Annotated in this window: 20 protein-coding genes and 1 pseudogene; 16 read left to right on the top strand and 5 right to left on the bottom strand. The window is 53.6% G+C overall.

What is annotated here, in order from left to right:
• Nucleotides 1–52 precede the first annotated feature (52 nt).
• From KTE_RS50115 to KTE_RS37255, 6 genes are all read left to right on the top strand, one after another.
• Nucleotides 53–403, top strand: coding sequence for a hypothetical protein (locus KTE_RS50115; protein ID WP_374226844.1), 351 nt, complete (start codon nt 53–55; stop codon nt 401–403).
• A 10-nt stretch (nt 404–413) separates the two neighbouring features.
• Nucleotides 414–1,601, top strand: a complete 1,188-nt coding sequence (locus KTE_RS37235) for a hypothetical protein (RefSeq protein WP_374226845.1) — start codon at nt 414–416, stop codon at nt 1,599–1,601.
• A gap of 138 nt (nt 1,602–1,739) precedes the next feature.
• Entirely contained in the window at nt 1,740–2,696 is a 957-nt protein-coding gene (locus tag KTE_RS37240) for a hypothetical protein (protein WP_201390741.1), read from the top strand.
• A gap of 285 nt (nt 2,697–2,981) precedes the next feature.
• Nucleotides 2,982–3,935: an MBL fold metallo-hydrolase gene (locus KTE_RS37245; RefSeq protein WP_201390743.1), complete on the top strand. Its 954-nt coding sequence runs from the start codon at nt 2,982–2,984 to the stop codon at nt 3,933–3,935.
• A 220-nt stretch (nt 3,936–4,155) separates the two neighbouring features.
• Nucleotides 4,156–4,728, top strand: a complete 573-nt coding sequence (locus tag KTE_RS37250; protein ID WP_201391114.1) for a dihydrofolate reductase family protein — start codon at nt 4,156–4,158, stop codon at nt 4,726–4,728.
• A 60-nt stretch (nt 4,729–4,788) separates the two neighbouring features.
• Nucleotides 4,789–7,419 carry a LuxR C-terminal-related transcriptional regulator gene (locus KTE_RS37255; protein ID WP_201390745.1) on the top strand — a complete coding sequence of 877 codons (2,631 nt, stop codon included), beginning with the start codon at nt 4,789–4,791 and terminating at the stop codon, nt 7,417–7,419.
• Between the two features lie 245 nt (nt 7,420–7,664).
• On the opposite strand, the gene KTE_RS37260 is transcribed toward KTE_RS37255, so the two are convergent.
• Nucleotides 7,665–8,846 (bottom strand): RNA-guided endonuclease TnpB family protein, encoded by a 1,182-nt coding sequence (locus tag KTE_RS37260; RefSeq protein ID WP_201390747.1) that lies wholly within the window; start codon nt 8,844–8,846, stop codon nt 7,665–7,667.
• 169 nt (nt 8,847–9,015) lie between these two features.
• On the opposite strand from KTE_RS37260, the gene KTE_RS37265 reads away from it, so the two are divergent.
• Entirely contained in the window at nt 9,016–10,008 is a 993-nt protein-coding gene (locus KTE_RS37265) for an NAD(P)-dependent alcohol dehydrogenase (protein WP_201390749.1), read from the top strand.
• A 235-nt stretch (nt 10,009–10,243) separates the two neighbouring features.
• Here the strand turns inward: KTE_RS37265 and KTE_RS37270 are convergent, their stop codons facing one another.
• The 3 genes from KTE_RS37270 to KTE_RS37280 all read right to left on the bottom strand — a co-directional run bounded on the left by KTE_RS37270 (nt 10,244) and on the right by KTE_RS37280 (nt 12,212).
• Nucleotides 10,244–11,119: a winged helix-turn-helix domain-containing protein gene (locus KTE_RS37270; protein WP_236600869.1), complete on the bottom strand. Its 876-nt coding sequence runs from the start codon at nt 11,117–11,119 to the stop codon at nt 10,244–10,246.
• Nucleotides 11,116–11,433, bottom strand: a complete 318-nt coding sequence (locus KTE_RS37275; RefSeq protein ID WP_236600870.1) for a hypothetical protein — start codon at nt 11,431–11,433, stop codon at nt 11,116–11,118. Before KTE_RS37275 ends, KTE_RS37270 begins: the two co-directional genes overlap by 4 nt.
• A 599-nt stretch (nt 11,434–12,032) precedes the next feature.
• Nucleotides 12,033–12,212: a hypothetical protein gene (locus tag KTE_RS37280; RefSeq protein ID WP_201390751.1), complete on the bottom strand. Its 180-nt coding sequence runs from the start codon at nt 12,210–12,212 to the stop codon at nt 12,033–12,035.
• Nucleotides 12,213–12,352: 140 nt separating this feature from the next.
• Here KTE_RS37280 and iscB point away from each other — a divergent pair.
• The 4 genes and pseudogenes from iscB to KTE_RS37300 all read left to right on the top strand — a co-directional run.
• Nucleotides 12,353–12,928, top strand: a pseudogene (iscB, locus tag KTE_RS37285) (RNA-guided endonuclease IscB); the annotation flags it as partial.
• A 616-nt stretch (nt 12,929–13,544) separates the two neighbouring features.
• A complete protein-coding gene (locus KTE_RS50120) occupies nt 13,545–13,697 on the top strand; it encodes an HNH endonuclease (RefSeq protein ID WP_201390760.1) in 153 nt (50 codons plus the stop codon).
• A gap of 73 nt (nt 13,698–13,770) precedes the next feature.
• Nucleotides 13,771–14,541, top strand: coding sequence for an HNH endonuclease (locus KTE_RS37295; protein WP_374226846.1), 771 nt, complete (start codon nt 13,771–13,773; stop codon nt 14,539–14,541).
• 264 nt (nt 14,542–14,805) lie between these two features.
• Nucleotides 14,806–16,101 carry an RNA-guided endonuclease TnpB family protein gene (locus tag KTE_RS37300; protein ID WP_201390762.1) on the top strand — a complete coding sequence of 432 codons (1,296 nt, stop codon included), beginning with the start codon at nt 14,806–14,808 and terminating at the stop codon, nt 16,099–16,101.
• A 282-nt stretch (nt 16,102–16,383) separates the two neighbouring features.
• Here the strand turns inward: KTE_RS37300 and KTE_RS37305 are convergent, their stop codons facing one another.
• Nucleotides 16,384–16,821 carry a response regulator gene (locus tag KTE_RS37305; RefSeq protein ID WP_201390764.1) on the bottom strand — a complete coding sequence of 146 codons (438 nt, stop codon included), beginning with the start codon at nt 16,819–16,821 and terminating at the stop codon, nt 16,384–16,386.
• Nucleotides 16,822–17,063: 242 nt separating this feature from the next.
• Between KTE_RS37305 and KTE_RS37310 the strand changes: the two genes are divergently transcribed.
• The 5 genes from KTE_RS37310 (at nt 17,064) to KTE_RS37330 (ending at nt 23,034) form a co-directional block, all read left to right on the top strand.
• Nucleotides 17,064–19,196: a BTAD domain-containing putative transcriptional regulator gene (locus KTE_RS37310; protein WP_201390766.1), complete on the top strand. Its 2,133-nt coding sequence runs from the start codon at nt 17,064–17,066 to the stop codon at nt 19,194–19,196.
• Between the two features lie 71 nt (nt 19,197–19,267).
• Nucleotides 19,268–19,792, top strand: a complete 525-nt coding sequence (locus tag KTE_RS37315; protein WP_201390768.1) for a flavoprotein — start codon at nt 19,268–19,270, stop codon at nt 19,790–19,792.
• Nucleotides 19,793–20,654: 862 nt separating this feature from the next.
• A complete protein-coding gene (locus KTE_RS37320) occupies nt 20,655–20,873 on the top strand; it encodes a hypothetical protein (protein ID WP_201390770.1) in 219 nt (72 codons plus the stop codon).
• Nucleotides 20,874–20,891: 18 nt separating this feature from the next.
• Entirely contained in the window at nt 20,892–21,905 is a 1,014-nt protein-coding gene (locus KTE_RS37325) for an MvdC/MvdD family ATP grasp protein (protein WP_201390772.1), read from the top strand.
• Nucleotides 21,874–23,034, top strand: coding sequence for a protein-L-isoaspartate O-methyltransferase (locus KTE_RS37330; RefSeq protein ID WP_201390774.1), 1,161 nt, complete (start codon nt 21,874–21,876; stop codon nt 23,032–23,034). The genes KTE_RS37325 and KTE_RS37330 overlap by 32 nt, the downstream gene beginning before the upstream one ends.
• The last annotated feature ends 52 nt before the right edge of the window (nt 23,035–23,086 follow it).

Raw genomic sequence — 23,086 nt, forward strand, 5'->3', positions numbered from 1 at the left:
CAAGAAAAGCGGGTAAGATCGTGGTATCAGAAGAGGAAGTAGGTCGCAAGCCGTGGAACATGAAGAATGGCTCAGCCTGAGTGCCAAGGTGTTGTCAGACGTCAAAGCATGGCGCAAAGCTCACCCCAAAGCCACCTTTGTGGAAATTGAAGATGAGGTCCATCGACGAATGGTGCAGTTAGAAGCCCAACTGCTGCAAGATGCGGCTCTTGAGAGTAGCAGTCGCGAATGGGGAAGAGGCAGCTCTGAGCCAGCGCCAACCTGCCCCACCTGTCATGTCCCCTTACAAGCCCGTGGCAAACGCTCACGAACCTTGCAAGGCAATGGGGGAGAATCGGTGACCCTCACGCGAACCTACGGAACGTGCCCCAAGTGCGGGGAAAGCTTTTTTCCCCCTCGATGAAGAACTGGCTTTGCTTCCTGGAGCGCTGGCTCCCAGGCAGCAGGAGCATCTCGTCCATCTGGCAGGTCTGATGCCCTTTGAGCATGCCAGCGGCATCATGAGCGATCTGCTGGGCGTTCACGTGAGCGGGGAAACGGCCCGAAGGCTCACCGAGCAGGTTGGCAAGCAGGTGGAGCACGCTCAAACCACGCAAGCTCATCTTCCTGACCAGCAAGAGGTCTCCAGCGGACCCAAGGCCCTTCGCCTCACCATGAGTGCTGATGGCGCGATGGTTCCTTTAGTGGGGGGAGAATGGGTTGAGGTGCGCACCCTGGCCATCGGAGAGGTTCCTGCCAGAGGGGCGAGCAAGGCCAAAGCAGAGGCGGTGCATGTTGGGAAGCTGTCTTACTTCTCCCGCTTGAGTGATGCTGCGACCTTTGTCGATCTGGCAGAAGTCGAAACCCGCCGACGCCAGCTGCTTGAGGCCAATGAGGTGTGTGCGGTCATGGATGGGGCACCGTGGCTGCAAGGGATGATCGATGTGCATCGGCCAGATGCAGTGCGGATTCTCGATTTCCCTCATGCCGCCGAACATGTCACGAAACTGCTAGAAGCGCTGAGTGCGCGTGGAAGAGACGTTCCTGAAAATCTGTTGCATCGGTGTCTGCATGTACTCAAAGAGCGGGGACCGGCAGTGTTGTCGAAGATGGCTGCGAGCTTGAGCGAGGAAGAGATCTCTCAGCCAGAAGTTCGAGAGCATCTGGGCTACTTGCAGAAACGATGCGCACAGATGCAGTATCCTCTCTTTCGAGAAGCGGGATGGCCTCTTGGCTCAGGGATGGTTGAAAGTGCCAACAAACTCGTCGTGGAAAGGCGCCTCAAAGGGTCAGGGATGCACTGGAAAAATCAGAATGTGAATCCGATGCTGGCGTTGCGCAATGGGATTTGCAATGAGCGCTGGCAAGAAACCTGGCAACTGGCCAGCGAAGAACGTCAACAAGAGCGCAAGGACGTGCGCCGTCAACGGGCAGCACAGCGACGCAAGCCCCTGTCCGCTTCTCCAGAATGCAAGCCTGCTGAACCTGCTCCCAAGTGTGCATTGGCTCCTCTTCTGCCCCCTGATCCTCCTGCGATGATCCCTGGGACCTCGCGGCCTTCTGCCCATCATCCTTGGAAACGTGGAGCAGCCTGTCGTTCAAGGCAGTTTGCAAAATGTTGAGCCACACCCCAATTGGTCGACCTCGACGAGGAAGTATCAGGTCTACCATGTGCACCCTCACGCGAAGAGTCTGCTGATAACAGACAACTGTCTCTGGCTCCAGAGGTGGTATCTCTTATCGAGAGCGGTGATGAGGATGTGAATGACGTCCATCTCTCTCTTCGAGACCAGGTTTTGCAGATGAGGGCGCCCTTTGAGACAACTCCTCGTGAGATGCTGCATGCGCTTGCCCAGGACCTGTCGCTGCGTTTTAGCCAGAGCAACGAGAACGCTGGCGCCTATCTCAAGCGACTGCGCGAGCATCCCGAGTGGTTGCACCTGGCTGCTGTAGATGCCCTGGTGCGTACCTGGCACCCCGATCCTGGACGCCGTCCTGCCCGGCTGGGTGGTGGATGGGTGATGAGCAGGTATCGTGCCTATGTTGAGGGGCAGGAAGAGCCTTCTGCCGAATTTGTGGCCTGGGCGCGCTGGGTGATGGAAGGAGGGTTTTCTTATAACCATCTGGAGTGGGTACTCGAAGCCATATCGCTTCGGGGAACCGTGTCACAAGACGGAGGAGCGCGTCCCCTCCCTCAGGATGTGGTCGTTGATTCTTCCGCGTTACGTGATTTCTGGGTGGAAGGAGGTGCGCAGGGAGTAGAGCGTCGCGGATATCTCTTTGTGGATCATGATGGAGAACTCCTGGCTCCTCAGGCGTATGAAAGCCATCGACAAGTTGGGTTAAATCATTTCCTTGCCACTCCCTATGACCTGAGTGACTCCGAGGTGATGTATGAGATACAGTCCTATCTCACCTGGGGAGCATCCCAGAGGCTGCCCGCGGAGGAAGAACAGGCGCTACTCACCAATCTGCCACGCCCTCTGGTGCAATGGGTAAGTGCTCTAGAGAAGCGTATTGATACGGATCAGTATAGCATTGAGGTGTGCCTGGCCCCTCGAAGCCGTCGACGCGTCATTGAAATCCGAGAGAGGGCCAGTCCAGAACGGGTCTGGCACCTGGGCAATCAGGAGCATATCCTTGGATGGCTTGCGTGGTATGAGCATTCGGCATGTGTTGTCTCTGAACAACAGGAGAAAGAAGAAGTCTATGTTTAGGAGGGGGATGAGATGCCGTGTTGGTTTATACAGTGGCAGACCAGAAAAATCGGTGAGCTTACCTCCGGCCTCTTCCAGAAAAGGCAGGTGACCAGGTATCGAGAACTCTGCGACAGTGATCATACAGAGGATTTCGTATCATGTCCAAGTTATGATATAGTGCTAGCAAAAGTATCAGGAAACAATGGAGTTCTGCATTGCAATCGCATCGGCCAGCGAGCGGCTCTAGGCCGGCAGCCACGAAACGGGCGCCAGCGACAACGTCACGAGAGAAGGAAACATACAATGAGTAAGTGGCAGTATACACAAGGATTACACGAACTGGGCAACTCCACCTATGCCTATCTCCAGCCCGATGGATCGTGGGGATGGAGCAACGCAGGCCTGATCACTGATGGTGATGCCTCGCTGCTCGTGGATACCCTCTTCGATTTGAAGTTGACACAAGACATGCTGGATACGATGCGCCGCTTGGTGCCTGCTGCGTCCCACATCGATATGGTGGTGAATACCCACGCCAACGGTGATCACTGTTACGGCAACCAACTGGTTGCTGACGCGCAAATCATCGCGTCACAGAAGACCGCCGATGAGATGGTCGAGGGTATTCAGGCCACGCAGATGGCCACGATGCTCCGGCAGGCACCACACATGGGCCCGCTCGGCAAGTTCATTATCCACGCATTTGGCCCCTTCGATTTCGAGAACATTACGTTAACACCGCCTAATAAGACGTTCGAGGGCGAGACAACAATTCGAGTCGGGAACAAGAACCTCCAGCTTTTCGAGGTTGGTCCAGCCCATACGCGTGGCGACACGCTGGTCTACCTTCCCGACGAGCGCGTTGTCTTCACTGGCGACATCCTCTTCATCGGCAGCCATCCCATTATGTGGGAGGGTCCAACGAGCAACTGGCTGCGTGCCTGCGACCGCATCCTGGCACTCGATGTCGAGACTATCGTACCAGGACATGGACCGGTTACCAACAAGCAAGGCGTCGCCGATGTGAAGGAATACCTCCAATATATTTACGACGAGGCGCACAAGCGCTACAATGCCGGGATGTCCGTCTTGGATGCGGCCCAGGATATCCCGCTGGACCGCTATGCCTCGTGGTCGGATGGCGAACGCATCGTCGTCAACATCGCGACGATCTATCGTGAACTGAGCGGCGACCAGACACCGCCTCATCATGCCAACCTCTTCGCGCAGATGGCTCCCTTTGCACAGATGTCGTAAGACGTTTCATATCCCCTCGGGGTAATCAGTGATCAAAAAGACTGACCCATCGGGACTCTCGTCTTTCCTCAGAAAAGGAGAGCTGTGTCAGAACTCATCCTTTTTCGTTTGGGTGGCTTCCGCCTCCCTGGTTTGGGAAGAGCAAGATGCAAGAAGTTTTTTCTCTCTGTTTTCTGCTACGATGAGACGCAAAGGAGATGAATACCAGGAAGTTCTACTTATGCGCAAAGTCATTGTCTTCACGAATCTGACCCTCAATGGGGTTATGCAGGCACCGGGGCGCCCGGACGAGGATCGTCGGGGCGGCTTCGAGTACGGTGGCTGGGCAGCGCCCTACAACGCGATGACGCAGGCCGGGGAAAGCATGCCCGGTATCGGCGCTTTGCTGCTGGGGCGCCGGACCTACGAGGACTTCTACTCCGTCTGGCCCGAGCAGAAGGACAGCCCCTTCTCGGCGCTACTCGATAACATGCAGAAGTACGTGGCCTCAACTACTCTCTCTGAACCGCCCCCTTGGATCAACTCCACTCTGCTCAATGGCGACGCCGCAGAGACTGTGGCCAGGCTCAAGCAGGAGTCTGGCACGGATCTCGTGATCATGGGCAGCGGTGAGTTGGTGCAGTCGCTCATGCGGGCCAACCTCATCGATGAGTATGTGCTGCTGATCCACCCGCTGATTCTGGGATCAGGACACCGCCTCTTCCCCGAAGGCGGTATCTTCGCCACTCTCCGACTTGTCGGTACCAAGACGACGACCAACGGCGTGGTGATCGCAACCTACCAACCAGCCTGACCAGAGGCTTGTAAGTGGGCTTCGCACACATTTGAGTAGATTTAGAAAGGCAGAGAGAACGTGACGCCAATTCTTGCCACGAAACTGTATGTCCCTCGGCTTCGGCCTCAAGTTGTCATCCGCCCTCGCCTGCTCGAGCGGCTGAACGGGGGGCTGCATCGCAAGCTGATCCTCATCTCTGCCCCTGCCGGCTTTGGGAAGACCACGTTGGTCAGTGAATGGGTTCTCGGGTGCGAGCGTCCGACTGCCTGGCTGTCATTGGACGAAGGGGATAATGACCCCACACGCTTTCTGACATACCTCGTCGCTGCTTTGCAGACGATTGTGGCGACGATTGGAGAAGGAGTGTCGGGCGTGCTCCGATCGCCTCAGCCACCGCCAACCGAAGCGATTTTGACGGCTCTGCTCAATGACCTGACCACCATCTCAGACCATTTCGTCCTCGTCCTTGACGACTACCACATGATTGATGCCAAACCGGTTGACCATATTCTCACCTTTCTGCTCGAGCATCTGCCACCACACATGCACCTGGTCATCGCCACCCGTGAGGATCCCCATCTTCCCCTGGCTCGGTTACGTGTCCGGGACCAATTGACCGAACTGCGCGTTGCTGACTTGCGTTTTACCCCCTCCGAAGCCACCGAGTTTTTCACCTGGGGAATGGGCCTCACACTCTCAGCGGAAGACATCGCGCTGCTCTCAAGGCGCACTGAAGGCTGGATTGCTGGCCTGCAATTAGCCGCGATTTCCCTGCAGGGACAGCAAGACGCCACCAGCTTCATCAGATCTTTCACTGGCAGCCATCATTTCGTGATGGACTATCTGGTTGAAGAAGTTCTCGGTCAACAGACCGCACGTGTCCAGACATTCTTGCTGCGTACGTCCATCCTCGGCCGCCTGTGCGGCCCTCTTTGTGATGCCATTCTGATGGATCCCTCTGTTTCCGGGCAAGAAACCCTGGAATATCTCGAACACGCCAATCTGTTCATCGTCGCCCTGGACAATGAGCGGTGTTGGTACCGCTATCATCATCTCTTTGCTGATGCGCTTCGGCAGCGACTACAGCAGTGCACCGCTTTGTCTCCAGGGGATGTGGCCGAATTACACAGACGTGCTAGCCTCTGGTATGAAGACCATGGCCTGGAGCTTGAAGCGTTTCACCATGCTGCTGCCACCAATGATGTTGAGCACGCCGCGCACCTGTTGGAAGGAAAGGGAATGCCCCTGCACTTTCGTGGCGCAGTGGCCCCAGTCCTGAACTGGCTGGAGTCGCTGCCAAAGGCGGCCCTGGATGCCAGGCCCTCGTTGTGGGTGATGTATGCCTCAGTGTTATCGATGACCAATCAACTGACCGGTGTCGAACAAAAACTGCAAGCTGCCGAAGCAGCTCTGCAAGGCGCTGAGCTAGACGACAAGACTCGAAACCTCGTGGGGCATATTGCCGCTATACGAGCCTTGTTGGCCGCCACTCAGAACCAGGTAGAACCCATCATTGCCCAGTCGCGCCGCGCTCTGGAGTACCTGCACCCCGACAACCTGCCTGTTCGCACTGCTACGACTTGGAAGCTGGGGTGGGCCTACCAACTCCAGGGAGACCGTGCCGCAGCCAGCCGGGCCTATGCCGAAGCTATATCTATCAGTCAGGCGTCCGGGAATACCATCATTTACCTATCGGCTACCGTCGGCTTGGGCACCATACAGGAAGCAGACAACCAGCTCTCTCTGGCAGCCCAGACCTACCGGCGCGTCCTGCAAGTGGCAGGCGACCCGCCGCAGCCAGCTGCTAGCGAAGCGCATCTTGGCCTGGCCCGTATCTGCTACGAATGGAATGACCTGGATGCTGCTCAACAGCACGCGCAGCAGGGCATCCAATTGGCGCGGCAGATAGAAAACACTGACAGATTTGTTGCTGGTGAGGTGTTGCTCGCACGCCTGAAATTGGCCCAGGGAGATGTGGCCGGCGCGGCTGCGCTGCTAGCTGAGGCCGGTCAATCTGTGCGCGAGCAGAACTTCATGTATCGCCTGCCTGAGGTGGCTGCCGCACAAGTGCTTCTGTTGCTGCACGAGGGCAATCTGGCGGCAGCTGCTCATCTGGCTCAGATGCACGAACTTCCCATCAGCCAAGCCCGAGTATACCTGGCCCGGGGAAACACATCCGCAGCACTGGCGGTGCTCTCTCCCTGGCGACGATTGGTGGAGGCAAAGGGGTGGGAGGATGAACGGCTCAAGGTGAGGGTGCTCCAGGTGGTCGCTCTCCAGGCGCATGGCGAACAGGACAAGGCGGTGCACCTGCTCTTAGATGCGCTGACGATAGCTGAGCCTTCCGGCTTCATTCGTCTCTTTGTTGACGAAGGCCTCCCGATGGCTCAACTCTTGGCTAAAGCCGGGGCTATTGGGATAATGCCGGACTACATCGGGAAATTGCTGGTTGTATGTGAAGCTGAGAAACAGAAGCGCGAAGACCAATCGTCTCGGCCTCCTGCCCAGTCCCTGATCGAGCCGCTCAGCCAACGCGAGTTAGAAGTCCTCCACCTCATTGCTCAAGGACTCTCGAACCAAGAGATAAGCGAGCGGCTTTTCCTCGCCCTGGACACGGTGAAAGGACACAATCGGAAAATCTTTGGCAAACTCCACGTCCAAAGGCGCACCGAAGCGGTTGCACGTGCCCGTGAGTTGGGTCTGTTGTAGCCTCAACGTCAGTTTACTCACGCACATAATATCCGCGAACTGCCCGCAAGCGGTCCATGAAGCCAAAGCCTGAGTCCTTCTTCTCTCTTACTACCTCCGCAACAACACGCCAAACAACACTTTCGTGTCTCGACGCGAATACTGGAATGGAGCTACACTCCTTGTAGATTAAGCAAGCTGCACAGACGGTTTTGACTGGCCGCATTGACATCCTCCCCATGGCTAAAGCCAGGGGATTCCTCGAGTCACCTCGAGGGTTTCCTGCTTCGTGGAGTCTTGCCCAAACGAGCCAAAACCCGTCCAGGTCTTACGGACTCTCCACAGGCGTTAAGGACCGTGAGCCCCACGGTCACAATATTCTTGGCAGCATTGATGTCGCGGTCATGGTGGACACCACACCCTGGGCAGTCCCATTGACGAACATCAAGCGGTAAGGAGGTGAGAATATGCCCACACGCGAAACATCGCTTACTGGAGGGATACCACTTGTCAATCTTGACCAGGTTTCGACCATACCAGTCTGCCTTGTATTCCAATTGGGACACAAACTCGGACCAACCCACATCGCTGATCGCTTTGCTCAGGGTTGGATGCTTGACCATGTTCTTGACTGCCAACGACTCGACACACACCACTTGGTTTTCGCGTATGAGTCGGGTCGAGAGTTTCTGCAGGAAGTCACGGCGGCGATCAGCGATACGGGCATGCATGCGTGCAACTTTGAGACGTGCCTTGTCCCGATTCTTGGACCCCTTTTTCTTCTTGGCATGGCGACGTTGGGCTATTGCCAGTCTCTTTTCATCCTTGTGGAAGAACCTGGGGCTGCCCACCACTTCGCCTGTCGAGAGGGCCACAAAGGACTTCAAGCCAAGATCAGCACCAATCGCCTGCTTCTTGGCAGGCAACGGGTCTATATCATCTTCTACCAGAATGCTGATGAAGTAGCGATTCGCGCAATCCTTGGTGATGGTAACACTCGAAGGGGTTGCATCTTTTGGCAGAGGGCGCGACCAGCGTATATCGAGCGGTTCACTCATCTTGGCAAGCGTGATACCCCCATCGCGCCAGATGAACGCATTGGCGGCATAGGTAGCCGATTGTCTATTTCGTTTTTTGTGGAAGGTTGGGTACTTGGCACGTCCCTCAAAGAAGTTGAGGAATGCCTTATCCAGATGACGCAAGGCTTGTTGCAAGGGAACAGAAGAGGCTTCCGAGAGCCAGCGAGAGTCTTCTTGCTTTTTGAGTTCGGTCAACCGTTCACTCAAGTCTTTGTAGGAGAGGCGTCTGTGCTCGTTGTAGTAGGAATCGGTCTTTTGACGCAATGCCCAATTATAGACGAAGCGACAACATCCAAAGGTACAAGCAAGAATATGCTGTTGTCCTGGCGTAGGATAGACGCGGTATTTATACGCTCTCTTCTGTTTCATAGCTTACATGATAGCAGAAAAGGTGCAAAAAGTCAACGGTATCCACCCAACCCAAACCGCCTACAAAGGAACGGCCCTTCTATCCCCATGTCTAAAGGCAGGGGTTTTACGGGCCGGTTTGATAAACGCCTCTGAAATTGATCGCATGAAAGCAACTTGGAGGAAACTCATGAAAGCGATTGTCTACGCACGATATGGATCACCGGATGTTCTTCAGTTCAAAGAGGTGGAGAAACCTGCTCCCAAGGACGATGAAGTCTTGATAAAAGTGTATGCGGCGGCCGCGAACGCAGCAGACTGGCATCTCTTGAGAGGTGACCCGTTTTTGCTTCGCCTGGGCTCTGGGCTTCTCAAGCCTACAAACAAGATACTCGGAGCTGACATAGCGGGGCGGGTTGAAGCGGTTGGCAGAAACGTCAAGCAGTTTCAGCCAGGTGATGAGGTTTTCGGAGACCTATCCGGGTGTGGTTGGGGCGGTTTTGCTGAGTATGTATGTGCTCGCGAAGATGCGTTGGTGTTGAAACCGGCCAATATGGACTTCGAGCAAGTTGCGGCCGTCCCTGTAGCGGGAGTCACCGCCCTGCAAGGCCTTCGCGATAAAGGACAGATTCAGCCGGGGCAGAAGGTTTTGATTTATGGTGCGTCTGGTGGCGTGGGTACGTTTGCAGTGCAGATTGCCAAATCATATGGTGCTGAAGTGACTGGCGTGTGCAGTACGAAGAATGTGGACATGATGCGTTCGATAGGTGCAGACCATGTCATTGATTATACCAGGGAAGATTTCACCAAAAATGGGCAACAGTATGACCTGATTCTTGCTGCTAACGGATATCATCCGATTTCAGCGTATAAATGTGCATTAAGTCCTAAGGGCGTGTATGTCATGACCGGCGGTTCCATGGCTCAAATGTTCCAGGCCATGCTCCTGGGACCATGGATATCAATGACCGGGAGAAAGAAAATGGGAAATTTGTTGATGAAACCAAACAAGCAAGATTTGGCTTTCATGAGTGAGCTTCTTGAAGCTGGCAAGGTCGTCCCGGTGATCGATAGACGTTACCCGTTACGTGAGACGGCTGAGGCTATCCGGTATCTTGAAGAAGGACACGCGAAAGGAAAAGTTATTATTACAGTAGAACAGAACAACGCAAACTCACTGTGAATTCCAACGTAAAATTGATCACTCTAGCACAGTTCTGCCAGGACTCTGAGGATGATTTGGCTGAGAGATTATACATGGAGTAGGCTTGTGAGAGGAAAATGATCAAGCGGCTTCAGATCTGTACATTAGATTTGTGATAAACAGAATTTTTCAGTGTTACCTGCATGGTGCACTATTGCAGCATATAGCAAAGGCAGACAAGTGATCTAGAGTATTGTAGGTTCTGCCAAATGGATCAACCTGACATGACAGGAGTACAAGGCTGGCGGAACCGATATCCCACTCCTGTAATTGTTTCGAGATAGAGCGGCTGCCCGGGATCCTCTTCCAGTTTGAGGCGCAGGGTATGGAGGTAAACACGAAGGTAATCGATTTCCTCATGATATCCTGCGCCCCAGACGGTGTGAAGCAATGACTGATGGGTGAGTACCTTCCTCCCTTCGCGCATGAGGGTGAAGAGCAAGGTGCACTCTATGGGAGTGAGGCGAAGCATCTGCCCCCGAACGACGATGCACCGCTCTGTGCACAGCAAGCGAATTTGCCCGTCCTCGCTTTCAAGCGCAGAGCAAGGGCCGATGTGTCGTGAGGTTTCATAAGAGGCTGCGATCGATGCTCGATAACGCCTGGCATGACCGTGTAAGCGGGCGTGGAGTTCCAGCTTCCCACAGGAAAAGAAGACATAATCGTCGGCGCCAGCATCGAGCATCCTGACGATGTGGGCTTCCTCTTCCACTTCAGAACAGATCACGACTGGCGTGCGAGGCGTGATCTGGCGAATCTGTTGCACATCGTATGTGTGAGTACAGCAGGCAAGCCAGACATCGGGTTGCATTAGTCGAACCGCCATAGTGGAGGCACTACTTCCCAGATGAGCCAGATGCGTCACCTTGAAATGGCCTCCTCGTAACTGTGGCCGCAGCATGCGTGCTTCTTCCTGCTTACTGAGGAGAAGAAGGCGAGGAGGGTGTAGTGGCACTGTCTCTATGGCGTCTCCTGCGTTCATAGCCTGTTTCCCCTTTCCTTTCTTCGTTAAGGCCGTATTTTCGGGGGTCGAGATGTGCAAGCAGAAAACGTCCGCGTACACGATATGAAGATCAAGGGGTTGCCTCATGATGCTCTTTGCTGCCAGGTCATCAGGTTTTGCTTGTGAAGGATCCGGATGAAGCGCTCGACCTCATCAAGCGATAACCTAAGCAGGTGCGCAATGTCCCGGGAGGTCCGCTGCCCATTGCTGAGCAAAAAGACGTGGCGCATACGGACCGGCAGCGAGGCAAGAGGTGCTTTCTCAACGGGGACAGCATGGAGGGGAACACGAACTGTTTCTTCAGTATTTCCGCTGGCGGTGAAGGTCGATGGACGATGGGCATTTCTTCCAGGAATGTTTTGCGGTTGTTCCTGCCAGGAATGTGGAGTATGCATATGCATAGCGCTGCCTCTTCTCTCTTTGCTTAAAAAATTATGTTTTGTCGATGCAACCTGTGTATTTCATTGCGGTTTTCATCAAATCGAGGCAGGAGACCTCCGCATTCATGTGCGGGGAGGAATGCCGAGTCCTTTTTAGGCGCATGGGTGGCGGGGTCTGTCCTCTTCTTTCCGGTTTTACTGTGTTGAAGAAGAATAGATATAGAGAAGCTTAAGAACAGGTCAGCACAAAGGCACTCCTCTGACTCAAGAGAAACTGCTTGTGATGTGTGGCTACCCGCATCAGTCGCGCCTGTTCAGCATGTCAGGAACCCTACCTGCTAGCTCAACCTGCGAGAACCCTTTCCTGGTGGGGCGACTCTCTACGGAGAGGGCGGCTGGTCTCGCCCCCTTCAGGGGGGTGAACCGCTTGTCGCCCGTCCTAGTGGCCTCTAGACTCGTCCTGTTGGTCAATGCGTCCACCTCTGGTCCCCTGTGGAGGGGGAGGTGAGGTGCAAGCCTCTAGCTTTAGTTATGGGGTGTGGTGACGTTTGTCAATGCATCATATGTATTTCATTGCGGATTTCATTCCCTTGCGGAATGAGGGCTTTCTTCTTGAAGATCTACGAGATGCTGTCATGTACCTCCGCATCGAATGCGGGGGCTTGCGGGGGTGTTTGCGCCGTTCGCAGGCCCGAGACATGAGCAGACTCAGCCAGGGGAAGAGCATGCTCCTCCCATCGGGCTCCGATGCAAGCGAATACGGCACCGCCGATGTCCATAGGCACGTTCAGGTGCTTCATCAGCCTGAACCTCTGCGGGGAAGCGTTAAAAGGTGTAGAGGGAGAAGCCGGTGCGCTTTCCAACAAACCGCTTGCACACATTGTCGAGGTGAGCATTACCCGCGTAAGCGGAGGCCCGCAAGGGCACAAAGGAAGGAACCATGTCCAACGTCTTTGTCTTAGATACGCTCAAGCAAGCGCTGACCCCGGTCCATCCGGGGCGAGCACGTCGATTGCTCGCCACCGGAAAGGCAGCCGTCTATCGGACCGCTCCCTTTACCATCATCCTCACGCGGGAGGTCGAGCATCCTGCTCCCGCCCCGCTGCGGCTCAAAATCGATCCGGGAGCCCGCACCACGGGGTTGGCGCTGGTGGATGACGCGGGCGAGGAGGTTGTCTGGGCCGCCGAACTCACCCATCGGGGCGCCGCGATCAAAAAAGCCCTGGACACCCGCCGGGCAGTGCGCCGAGGGCGCCGATCCCGCAAGACCCGCTATCGCGCCCCGCGCTTTGCCAACCGGAGGAGGAGAGCTGGCTGGCTGCCCCCCTCGCTCCTCTCGCGGGTGGAAAACATTCTCGCCTGGGTCACGCGAATCAGCAGGGTCGCGCACGTGAGCGCGCTCTCCCAGGAACTGGTGCGCTTCGACCTGCAGAAGTTGGAGTGCCCGGACATCTCCGGTATCGAGTATCAGCAGGGCACCTTGTTCGGCTATGAAGTGCGGGAGTATTGCCTGGAGGTGCGCCAAGAAGCGCGATAATTGAAAGGCGAAAGCCAGAAGGGAGTGCAGTTCCTTCTTCCCTAAGCGGCACGCGGGGGATGACTACCACATCTCCGGTGTGAAGCCCGCCGACAAAGACGTGAAAGGGTGTAGCCCGAAATGCCCCGCTAGCGCCGAGGGAAAGAGTCTCTATGATGAGTGCAAACGAACCGCTGATGAGGCACCTAGAAGGTACAACCTGAGCGAAACGGGATGAAACGACAGGGACAGAGAGAGGTAGCGTCTACGGCGAGAAGGCGTGAACGGGTTCCTCCAGACCCTAACTGACTGTAGGCTGCACAACCTTCAGTCACTCTCTCTAGCGTCATCGGGGAGATGGCGTCAAGGTGTATAGGCGGCGTCTACGGAGAACTTGCTTTGAAACAATTGTCGTGAACTTGGGAACTGTCTTTATCGGCCCGGCAACGGGATGGGTAGGTAGACTGAAGTGATAGAGACAGGGCGGAATGCTCGTAGTAGTCGGAGGAAGTCACGATCCTCTCACGGAGCGCGGAACAAGCCGCGTACAGGGCGAAGGAGCATAGTCATATCGTTTGTGAGACCAGGCAACGCTGGCCTCGTCCAGGGATTTGTAATGGAAATAGTCAGAGTTCAGAAAAGTCTTGCAACAAAGGCTTTGTACCAAGCTCAGAAAGGAGGAGGCAAACATGGAACGAGCAATCTCCAACTGCTCTGCCATGCCTGTCACACCACCACAGAGAGTTATGGGACAAGCCAGAAGATATGAGGGAGAGCTGAATGCTCGGAAACGGGCACGTTCAGTTCGGTGGAGGGAGAAAACCCTCTCATCTCCGGATGAGATGCTAATTCCCCTATCCTTCAAATGGGGAAGGGCCTGTGCGTACTGCGGAGCGACGGGCGTCCCGCTCCAACTGGAACACATCGTTGCGCGCGCCAGAGGGGGCAGCCAGCGGGTCTCCAACCTCACCCTGGCATGTGAAGCCTGCAACCGCAAGAAGGGCACCCAGGATATTCGCGTGTTCCTCGCTCATGATCCTGGGCGCCTGGAGCGCATCTTGAAGCAGGTCAAGGCGCCGCTCAAAGATGCGACGGCTGTCAATGTCACGCGCTGGGAACTCTTCGAGCGGCTCAAGGCGACCGGGTTGCCTGTGGAAACGGGATCAGGAGGCCTGACCAAGTACAACCGAACCAGACTGGCCCTCCCGAAGACGCATTGGCTCGACGCGGCAGTCGTGGGAGCCTCCACCCCCGAGCGCCTGCGCACAGGGGACGTCGTGCCCCTGCTCGTGCGGGCGACGGGGCGGGGGCATCGGCGGCTGTGCAACGTCAATAAGCTGGGATTCCCGGTCAGCCACCGCAAGCGCCGCAAACGCTACTTTGGCTATCAAACGGGGGACCTGGTGCGAGCTGTGGTCCCCGAGCGCTTTGCCTGCCGAGGCACCCACGTGGGGCGTGTGGCGGTGAAAGCCAGCGGGTACTTCACCTTCACGACGGCGCATGGCAAGGTCACCGATGTGCCTCACCGCTTTTGCCGGCTCATCGGGCGCAGCACTGGCTATGCCTACCAGGTTGGGACACGGCACGCTGCCCCATTCCCAACCAGCCCGTAAGGAAATGGCCACCGTGCTCCCTACGGGGTCCTCCCCAGCTTGCAAAGACCGGGGAGGAATTGCCCGTATTTCTGTGGTACCAGTAGGACTCTTCGTTCTCCATCAAGGGTCGAACGATTTCATAAAGCGCAGGCGTCGTTCCTGACGCAGGGAGAATATTCACTAGCTCCGCTCCGAGCAGGATCTCAGCCGAAGAGAGGGAGCTCTGTACGAGATTGTACGGGTTGCGCACGTATCATAAAGCATTGGAAAAGGCGCTCAAAGATGAAAACTGCACACAAGATCCGGATGAATCCCACGCCTGAACAGGCGGAGTACCTCAAACGAGCCTGTGGCACCAGAAGATTTATCTACAACTGGGGGCGAGCGCAGTGGGAGAAGCAGTATCAGGCGTACAAAGCAGAGCAGGAAAGCGTTCCTGAAGAGGAGCGCGTGCTCAAACCACCCACTGCCTTTGCGCTGAAGGCGCAATTCAATGCGATTCGAGAACACGAGTACCCATGGACCTATGACGTCACGAAATGTGTGGTGGAGGGAGCCTTCGACGACCTTAAGAAAGCGTATGACAACTTCTTTGCAGGCAGAGCAAACTACCCGCAGTACAAGAAAAAGGGAAAGTCGCACGAATCGTTTTATCTCTCCAACGATAAGTTCACGGTTGGCAGTCACTGGATCTCGATCCCCGGCTTAGGGCGCTTCATCCTCGATCAACGCCAAACGAAGAAGGACCGAGGTAAGCTGCTGCGCAAGCTGGGAACCGTCAATCTGGCAGAAAAGCTGCGCTTTGTCGAAAAGGGGAAAGCAAGCGTTCCCACGAAGAAGCGCACCCAACGCAAGCAAGTCTTGTGCGACTCCGTCAAAATCCTGGGGGCGACCGTCTCCTGCGAAGCAGGTCATTGGTACGTCTCCGTTCACGTCGAGATCAAGAGAGAGCACCCTCCCAAACCTGTCCCAGTGGTTGGGGTAGATGTCGGATTAAAGCAGGCTGCCGTGGTCTCTGATGGACGCAGGCTTAAGAACCAAAGGCCATTCGCACTCCATTGGAAGAAACTCAGCAAACTGCAACGGAAGCTGTCAAAGAAACAGAAGACGAAAGACCATCAAAACAAGCGAACCGTGTTCAGTAAGAATTACGAGAAGCAACGACTCAAGGTCGCGCGCAAGCATCAGCAGATCGCCAATATCCGGCGGGATGTCCAGCACAAGTTCACGACCGAACTGGCGCGAACCTGTGGGGTCATCGGCATCGAAGACCTCAACATCCTGGGGATGATGGCCAACCGGAAGCTCTCGCGTGCCGTGGCTGATGCCGCGATGGGGCAACTGTTGCAGTTCCTCAAGACCAAAGTGGCCAACGCCGGGGGCGATCTCTTCATCGCCTCGCGCTGGTTTGCTTCGACCAAACGCTGTTCGTGCTGTGGGCAGGTCAAAAAGCGCATGCCGCTCAAACACCGCATCTATGAGTGCTTGGCCTGTGGGCTGGTCATCGATCGGGACCTCAATGCCGCTTTGAATCTGCTGTGGTTCGCAACAGAACAGCTTCGCCAGCTTCACGCGTAAAGCTGGCCGTCCTGGAGAGTGGCTACCGCCGGACGTAAAATGCCTGGGGAGTTGATGTGAGACCGAAACGGGAGGGCCGATCCAAAGGTTCCCGTGCGCTGGCTATCGACGATGAAGCAGGAAGAACTGACCGCTCGGGAGTGTTCGCGCACATTCGAGTATGAGAAAGGTAGCAGGTTTGCTGACCAGAAATGGTACGGAGCAGGAGTTCTCGACGTGGAAACAAGCGATATATTCTTCCTTTTACCGCTCTCTCTGCCTATCTCTTGCGCTTCATCTCGCTTACCCTCGTTTCCCAAGAGCTGTTTGTGGTTGCTCACTTTCCGTTGCGCTGCTCGTCTGGGAGAGGGCTTCCTCAACCGTCTGAAGCAATTGTTGCGTCGTCACTGGCTTGGCAAGATACAGTTGGGCTCCAGCCAGGCGGGCTTTGAGCCGATCAACGACTCCGTTGTAGCGCGAAAGCATCACGATTGGAACCCGTTTCCAGGCGGGCTTCGTGCGCAGATAGCGCGCGATCTCGTAGCCGTTCATCTTGGGGAGGTCAATGTCGAGCATCACGAGATCTGGCAATTGCGCACCTGGCTGTTGAAGGGCGCGCATTGCTTCTACTCCATCGGGGAAACTTTGAATAACGTATCCTTCTCGCCTGAGCGCAATTTCCACCAGCTTTCGTATGGTGGCTGAGTCATCGATGTGCACAATCGTTTTTTTGTGTTGCATGTGCCCCTCCTCCCGTGCGGATCTCATTGGTTCGTTTCTGAGGATAGCAGATCAGTGGGGACAAAAACGGGGCGGCATAGACAGGAGAATATGCCATAACTGGGACAAATGTGGGACAAAACTGGGACAGCAAGAAAAACATATTTTTGGTGTTAGATAAGTGAAGAAGAACATGATATACTCCTGATAAAAGGAAAAGCGGTTTGTTTTCTTGTTGGCTATGGCCAATGGTAGAGGTGGGTATGATGTACGATGAGGAATGCGAAAATCTGCGTCGTGAATCTAGTGATGAGGCTCGTATTCTCTTCAAGGCAAGGGGTGACGAGGAGTGTTCGTTACTAAAGGTCTTTCTCCTAGGCCCCTTTCGCGTCGAGTGGCTCATCCCATCACAGGATCCCCATGCCTGGGAAAGTCGTACCTCGGCGCGTTCTCTGTTCAAGTTGCTTCTCTGTGCGCCTGGACGACAAGCTCCGAAAATACAACTGGCAGGAAGCCTCTGGCCAGAGAGCGAAGAAGATAAGGCCCGTGAGTCTTTGCGCTCAGCAGCAAAAACACTAGGGAAGGTGCTTACTACGGTCACTGGGGAGAGATTACTTGACACCTCCCAGCGAGATTTTTTAAAGCTCGCAGATCAGTCGCGCCTCTGGGTCGATGTAGATGCGTTTGAACAGTGTGTCAGTCAGGCACGTCGATATGAGAATCCAAAGGATGCAGTCGCCCTCTGGCAAGAAGCCAAAAAGCTTCTTGGTGGCGCATTTCTTGGGGAGGATCGTCATCAAGAATGGGCAAGGCACGTCTGGCTGAAAGCCCGTCGTCAAGGTCTCCTCAAAGATCGCCGTAAGATGATTCGTTCGTTGACGGATGCTTACATTCAAATGGGGCAGCTCTCTGCTGCGGAAGACCTTCTCTCGGAACATATTACCAGTTTCCCAACGGATCAAGATGCGCTCCTTCGTCTTCTCATTCTTCTGGTGCAACAAGGGTGTCCTGATGAAGCACTGATGCATTATGAACGGCTGCAACGATTGCTTTCTGCGACTGGTAAATCCCCATCCACTCATATTACTAGCTTCATAGACCAGCTACAAGAATCGCTAAAAGGCGGCGAATTTACCATTCGTGCCGCAGTACATGCGAGCTCTTTTTCTTCATTAGACCTAGAAGCAGCCCCATGGCTGCCTCAATTTCTATCGAATATGGCCTTCTTCTCGCGAGATAAAATGGGAAGTACATATGATGGCGCGCCTTCATTGCTCACAAACCACATGAGTTCCTTGAAGGATACTACTGAGTTAGAGGGGCAAGATGTGAATATGTTGCGCCGACAGTTGATGTTTCAATTAGGAAGAGGTACAGCAGGAGCATTCCTTAGCTCTATAGGGCGTGGTTGGACAGATAGAGAACTTGTGGAACAGTTTGCGAAAGCACTGCAAAAGCCATCGAGCATTGAACAAACTTTTATTGACCACTTAGAGGCTTCCACAAAAAATAATCGTAAGCGCTTTGTTCTCTCCAAGAATTCTGTAGAAGATATTCGCTCTCTGTATCAAGATGTTTCTGCACATTTGCTTACTCTCATGCGCCTACTCGAACAAACGCCTATGAGGCGTTTGCAATTGTGCTCCCTTGCAGGAGAAACATCACAACTCCTTGGTGATATTTGCTTTTTTGAGGGGAAAAATGAGATTGCTCACAGTTACTATGAAACTGCTTTAGAAGCAGCGCAACAAGCGCAGCATGAAGTTTTACAAGCTGTTATCTTAGGAAGAAGAAGTTTTCTTCCACTCTACGCGGGAAATGCTTCACTCGCGCTTTCATTTTTACAACAAGCTCATGCTTTGGCAACTTCCAATGCCTCAAATACAATTCGGGCTTGGTTAATGATTATCGAAGCTGAGATACATGCCAGTCTTGGAAATGCACTTGCTTGCCAGAAGGCCTTGCAGTATTCGGAAGATTTACTTCAGCAATCCGAAACAGGCATGTCTACCTGTACATTTGCAACGGAAGCTCCCTATGCACCTTTCAATGCGTCTAGATTACAAGGATACATGGGGGCCTGCTATCTTCGCCTCGGTCTCTTCCAAAAAGCTGAGCCTATTTTACAAGCAAATCTCGCTGCAACAACAGCCTCTTCATTACATAGAAGATCTATTACATTCATTGATCTTGCGCAAGCCTATGTACTGCAAGGCGAAATAGAAACAATGCACCTTTATACGACCCAAGCAATACAGGCTCTTGAGCAAACACAATCTCCACGGGTTGTTCAACGTCTTTACTCACTGCGACAGCAGTTACATCCCTGGCAAAATACCAGTTATGTGAAACAACTTGATCAATATCTAACAGCTGTTCCCTCACCCCTCCATTAAAAAAAATACAAAATTGATGTGGTATACTGCACGAGGATAGTGAAACGCAGCACGAGGGAGCATATATCTCAATGAAGAAGGTCCTCTACATTATTACGTGCGCTAGCTCTTCAGCTCCACTTATCTATGATTTAATTCAAAAAGCGCAGGATGCTCAATGGGATGTTTGCGAAATTCTTACTCCTCAGGCAAGAAAATTTGTTGATATCTCACTCTTAGCAAATTTAACGGGGCATCCGGTAAGAAGCGAATATAAACATCCTGACGAACCAGATGTATTACCGCGGGCAGATGCTATTATCGTCTTCCCTGCAACCTTTAACACCATCAATAAATGGGCATTGGGTATTAGCGATACCTTAGCCCTCGGATTGCTTGCGGAATACACTGGACTCAAAAAGCCCATTATCGCGGTTCCTTGCTTCAAAACAGGCGGAGGACTTGATACCAATCCCGCATTTCCCAGAAGCGTTCAGTTGCTTAAGCAAGCGGGGGTTTACGTTCTTTATGAACCTGAAACGTACCCGCCAAAAAATCAGGTTCCTCCTCACATTCTTTTGGACGCTTTGCATACTCTCTTCAATGGGGGAATGTAAAGAAAAAGAAAGCGTGAGATGCGCCCCTATTTTCTTAATAGAGAAACTGACTATTGTTTGATGTCTAAGCACATCCGTATCTGCCTATGTGAGTACGAATTATCTGCTGGTTTTATGAGATGACGCGGAAAGGTATCAAGCAGCCTCTCCCTCAGTGTCCGTGATGAATCTCTTCCCAAACATCTTTACTTCTGAGATAGGGATTCACGGGCTTTACCCTCTTTGCTCTCTGATCAGAGCATCTTTGCTAGCTGTGTTTTCAATGCTTGCCATCTGGGTGCGCAAAGTAGCAGTTTGAACAAAGAGAGTACCAAATCTTGGCATCCCGAGCAGATGGGTCAATCGATGGAATGACCTATTTAACTTTAAAAAGGCCGTAGAGAAAACTAAGCTCTTGTCGCCCGCGTCTTTCTATTCGGCCTTCTCTTCATCTTACTCGCAACTGAAGCGTTTTTGTTTTCTCTTCGTGAGTCATACCTCTACCTCATTTTCAATATAAAAAGCCTATCCTACTCGTAATAGTTCTAAGAAACGCCGAAAAACGCCACTAAATAGCTTTATTGGCTTTATTACAGAAATAGTAATGTAATACTGCTCCAATCCCGTCCTATGCCTGTCCCATTTTTGTCCCAGGTATAATGCTAGACTTGGAAAGGCAACAGGTGAAAACGAAGAAAATGCACAAGGAGGTGAAAAGAGCACTGTTTTAAAGAACATCAACGGCACTGCTCAGAGCAATCAAGGGATAAGCAGCAGGTGTTGGGGAGTGCACCTTTCATGAACAAGGGCGATCTCTCTAGATGCTGATACTCGCTGCATTACGCAGGTTTTTACTTGTATAGAAAGAAAGGAAGTGTCAACGATGAATCCAGTGACGATTGTTGCTCCCTCTGGGAGGGTGTATTACTCCTCTGATGTCGCCACAATTCGTGCGCAACGTCATAGCTCCCTGGGTATGCAGTTTGTCGGGATTACTCCTCTGGCAAATGGAGTAGTCAGCGACAAAAACACGACCAGTTCCAACGAGGAGACCTCCAATGACGGAACGAGCAAGTTGGATCCTGTCTACGATGACGACTAGCACGAGAAAGGCACGCGCATGATTCTCATTCTCTCGCGAGATGGTGATTCCCATGTGCGGCATGTGGTGGCCGAGCTTGATCGGCTCGGCCACCCATGGTACCGCTTCGATCCGTTTGATGTTCTAACCAAGGTGCAGGTGACCGTTTTCCCTGGGGAGTTGCAGCGAAGTTGTCTTCGCTTTCTCGATGGCACCATCCTCTACCCGGATGAAATTACCAGTGTATGGAATCGCCGCCCATCTCCGATAGAAGTGCCAAAGGAGCGCACCGATTTGCTTGCGCTGGAGAAGACCTTTATTGAGCGAGAGGGGAAGGCTGGGATGTGGGGGATGCTGCGTGCGCTTCCAGCGTTTTGGGTTAACCATCCCGACGCCGTGAGCGCCTCGTCCTACAAGATCCGTCAGCTTGAAGTTGCAAGTTCCCTTCAACTCTCACTCCCGCATTCTCTCGTGACCAATGTTCCAGAGCGGCTGCGATCTTTTTATAAGGAGCACCAGGGGCGAGTCGTGTATAAACTCATGGGATATCCAGCGTACGAGGATAGCGCTGGAATTCCCCTCTCAACACATACCAGCCTCATACCGCTAGAGATCGTCGACCAAGCAGAACGCGTCTCGACCACCACCCATTTCTTTCAGGAGTACATCGACAAACAGTACGACGTTCGTGTTGTCATCATGGGAGAGCGCGTGTTTGCCACTGAGATTCACGCGCATTCTGAAGAAGCGCATGTTGATTTCCGCGTCGATTACAGTCGCCTGACCTATCGTGTGCATCAGTTACCAGCAGAAATCGAGCAGCAACTGCTCACACTCAACGCGTTCTATGGACTCCACTTTTCCGCGATAGATCTGGTGCGAGATAGTGAAGGGCGATACTATTTCCTAGAATTGAACCCTTCTGGGCAATTTGCCTGGTTGGAGGAGCCAACAGGTATTCCGCTTCACGCCCACCTGGCGCAATTATTGATACAGGGAAAGAAAGAACAATACATCGCCTATGAATCAGCAAATATCCATCCAGTACCGTGAACAACTGGTAAAAAACATAGAGGCCACGCTTGGGCATTGTCTCACACCTATAGTTCGTGATGCCTTTCTGTCCATTCCCCGCGAAGCCTTTGTTGATCAATACTATCGGCAACGCGGCAATGAACTCGCCTGGGATACGATCCTCGATCCTTCATTAAAAGAGATATATCAGGATCACCCTCTGGTGACGAGACTTGATGCGCGCAAGATGCCGAGCAGCTCCAGTTCTCAGCCCTCTGTTATGACAGCGCAACTAGAGGCGCTCGCGCTTGCTCCAGGGCAACGTGTCCTGGAAATTGGTGCTGGCACAGGCTACAATGCAGCTCTCATGGGGTATATGGTTGAACAGGTAGGGATGGTAGTCAGTGTGGATATCGCTGAGGACCTGATCCAGCACGCAGCAGAGCGGCTCAAGCACGTAGGCATCACGAATGTGCACGCATTCACGGCTGATGGCTATCGAGGATACGCTGAGTATGCGCCCTATGATCGGCTGCTCGCGACCTGCGGAGTTCCAGCCATTCCTCCGCTTTGGCTCCAGCAACTTCGGGAAGGTGGTATATTCATCGCTAATGTGCTCCTTCCATTGGCAAGTATCTTCGTGCGCGTTGAGAAGGTCGGTGATATCGGGATTGGGAAACTCCTGCCTATTCAAGCCAGCTATATGCGACTCACCGGCCCCAATAGCGCCGACCCCTTTCCCAGGTTTCATTGGAAGCAGTTATCGACCTTGCCGAAGCAAACCCTCCAGCTTGGTGAGGATCTTGAAGCTCTTCTGGAGCACTCAAGCGGGTTTGCCATTCTCTTGCAAAGTTACTGCCCCACATTGACAAAGCGGTACCGCCGCCAACACGACCAGCAGGAGGGTCGCTTCGATCTGTACCTTCTCTCCCAGCCACAACAAGAAACCATCATCCATGTTCACAACGATTGCCTTACCATCTATGGGCAGGCAGAACTAATCGTAAGCAGCATACAAGCCTGCCTCCAAGCCTATCACGACTTAGGAAAACCGAGAATTGAAGACTATGCCTTTTCCCTCAGCGAGACCTCCATGGTGATCAATCGGAAGGGACGAGATTTTCCATTGCTCCCGGAGCATGAACAAGCATCTTCTTCCCTGAAGTAGGTGACTTCGGTTGATGAGTAACAGAAAAAAACAGGTAGGTACCCACTACCTG

The organism is Ktedonobacter sp. SOSP1-85 (assembly GCF_016587415.1).
In the GTDB taxonomy this organism is placed as follows: Bacteria; Chloroflexota; Ktedonobacteria; order Ktedonobacterales; family Ktedonobacteraceae; genus Ktedonobacter.

Coding starts and splice junctions, on each gene's coding strand:
- KTE_RS37300 (WP_201390762.1), top strand. CDS start 14,806: ATGAAAACTGCACACAAGATCCGGATGAATCCCACGCCTGAACAGGCG.
- KTE_RS37315 (WP_201390768.1), top strand. CDS start 19,268: ATGAAGAAGGTCCTCTACATTATTACGTGCGCTAGCTCTTCAGCTCCA.
- KTE_RS37280 (WP_201390751.1), bottom strand. CDS start 12,212: ATGAAGCACCTGAACGTGCCTATGGACATCGGCGGTGCCGTATTCGCT.
- KTE_RS37325 (WP_201390772.1), top strand. CDS start 20,892: ATGATTCTCATTCTCTCGCGAGATGGTGATTCCCATGTGCGGCATGTG.
- KTE_RS37270 (WP_236600869.1), bottom strand. CDS start 11,119: ATGAGGCAACCCCTTGATCTTCATATCGTGTACGCGGACGTTTTCTGC.
- KTE_RS37310 (WP_201390766.1), top strand. CDS start 17,064: ATGATGTACGATGAGGAATGCGAAAATCTGCGTCGTGAATCTAGTGAT.
- KTE_RS37305 (WP_201390764.1), bottom strand. CDS start 16,821: ATGCAACACAAAAAAACGATTGTGCACATCGATGACTCAGCCACCATA.
- KTE_RS50120 (WP_201390760.1), top strand. CDS start 13,545: ATGGAAATAGTCAGAGTTCAGAAAAGTCTTGCAACAAAGGCTTTGTAC.
- KTE_RS37250 (WP_201391114.1), top strand. CDS start 4,156: ATGCGCAAAGTCATTGTCTTCACGAATCTGACCCTCAATGGGGTTATG.
- KTE_RS37330 (WP_201390774.1), top strand. CDS start 21,874: ATGAATCAGCAAATATCCATCCAGTACCGTGAACAACTGGTAAAAAAC.
- KTE_RS37245 (WP_201390743.1), top strand. CDS start 2,982: ATGAGTAAGTGGCAGTATACACAAGGATTACACGAACTGGGCAACTCC.
- KTE_RS37320 (WP_201390770.1), top strand. CDS start 20,655: ATGAATCCAGTGACGATTGTTGCTCCCTCTGGGAGGGTGTATTACTCC.
- KTE_RS37265 (WP_201390749.1), top strand. CDS start 9,016: ATGAAAGCGATTGTCTACGCACGATATGGATCACCGGATGTTCTTCAG.
- KTE_RS37295 (WP_374226846.1), top strand. CDS start 13,771: ATGCTAATTCCCCTATCCTTCAAATGGGGAAGGGCCTGTGCGTACTGC.
- KTE_RS37275 (WP_236600870.1), bottom strand. CDS start 11,433: ATGCATATGCATACTCCACATTCCTGGCAGGAACAACCGCAAAACATT.
- KTE_RS37260 (WP_201390747.1), bottom strand. CDS start 8,846: ATGAAACAGAAGAGAGCGTATAAATACCGCGTCTATCCTACGCCAGGA.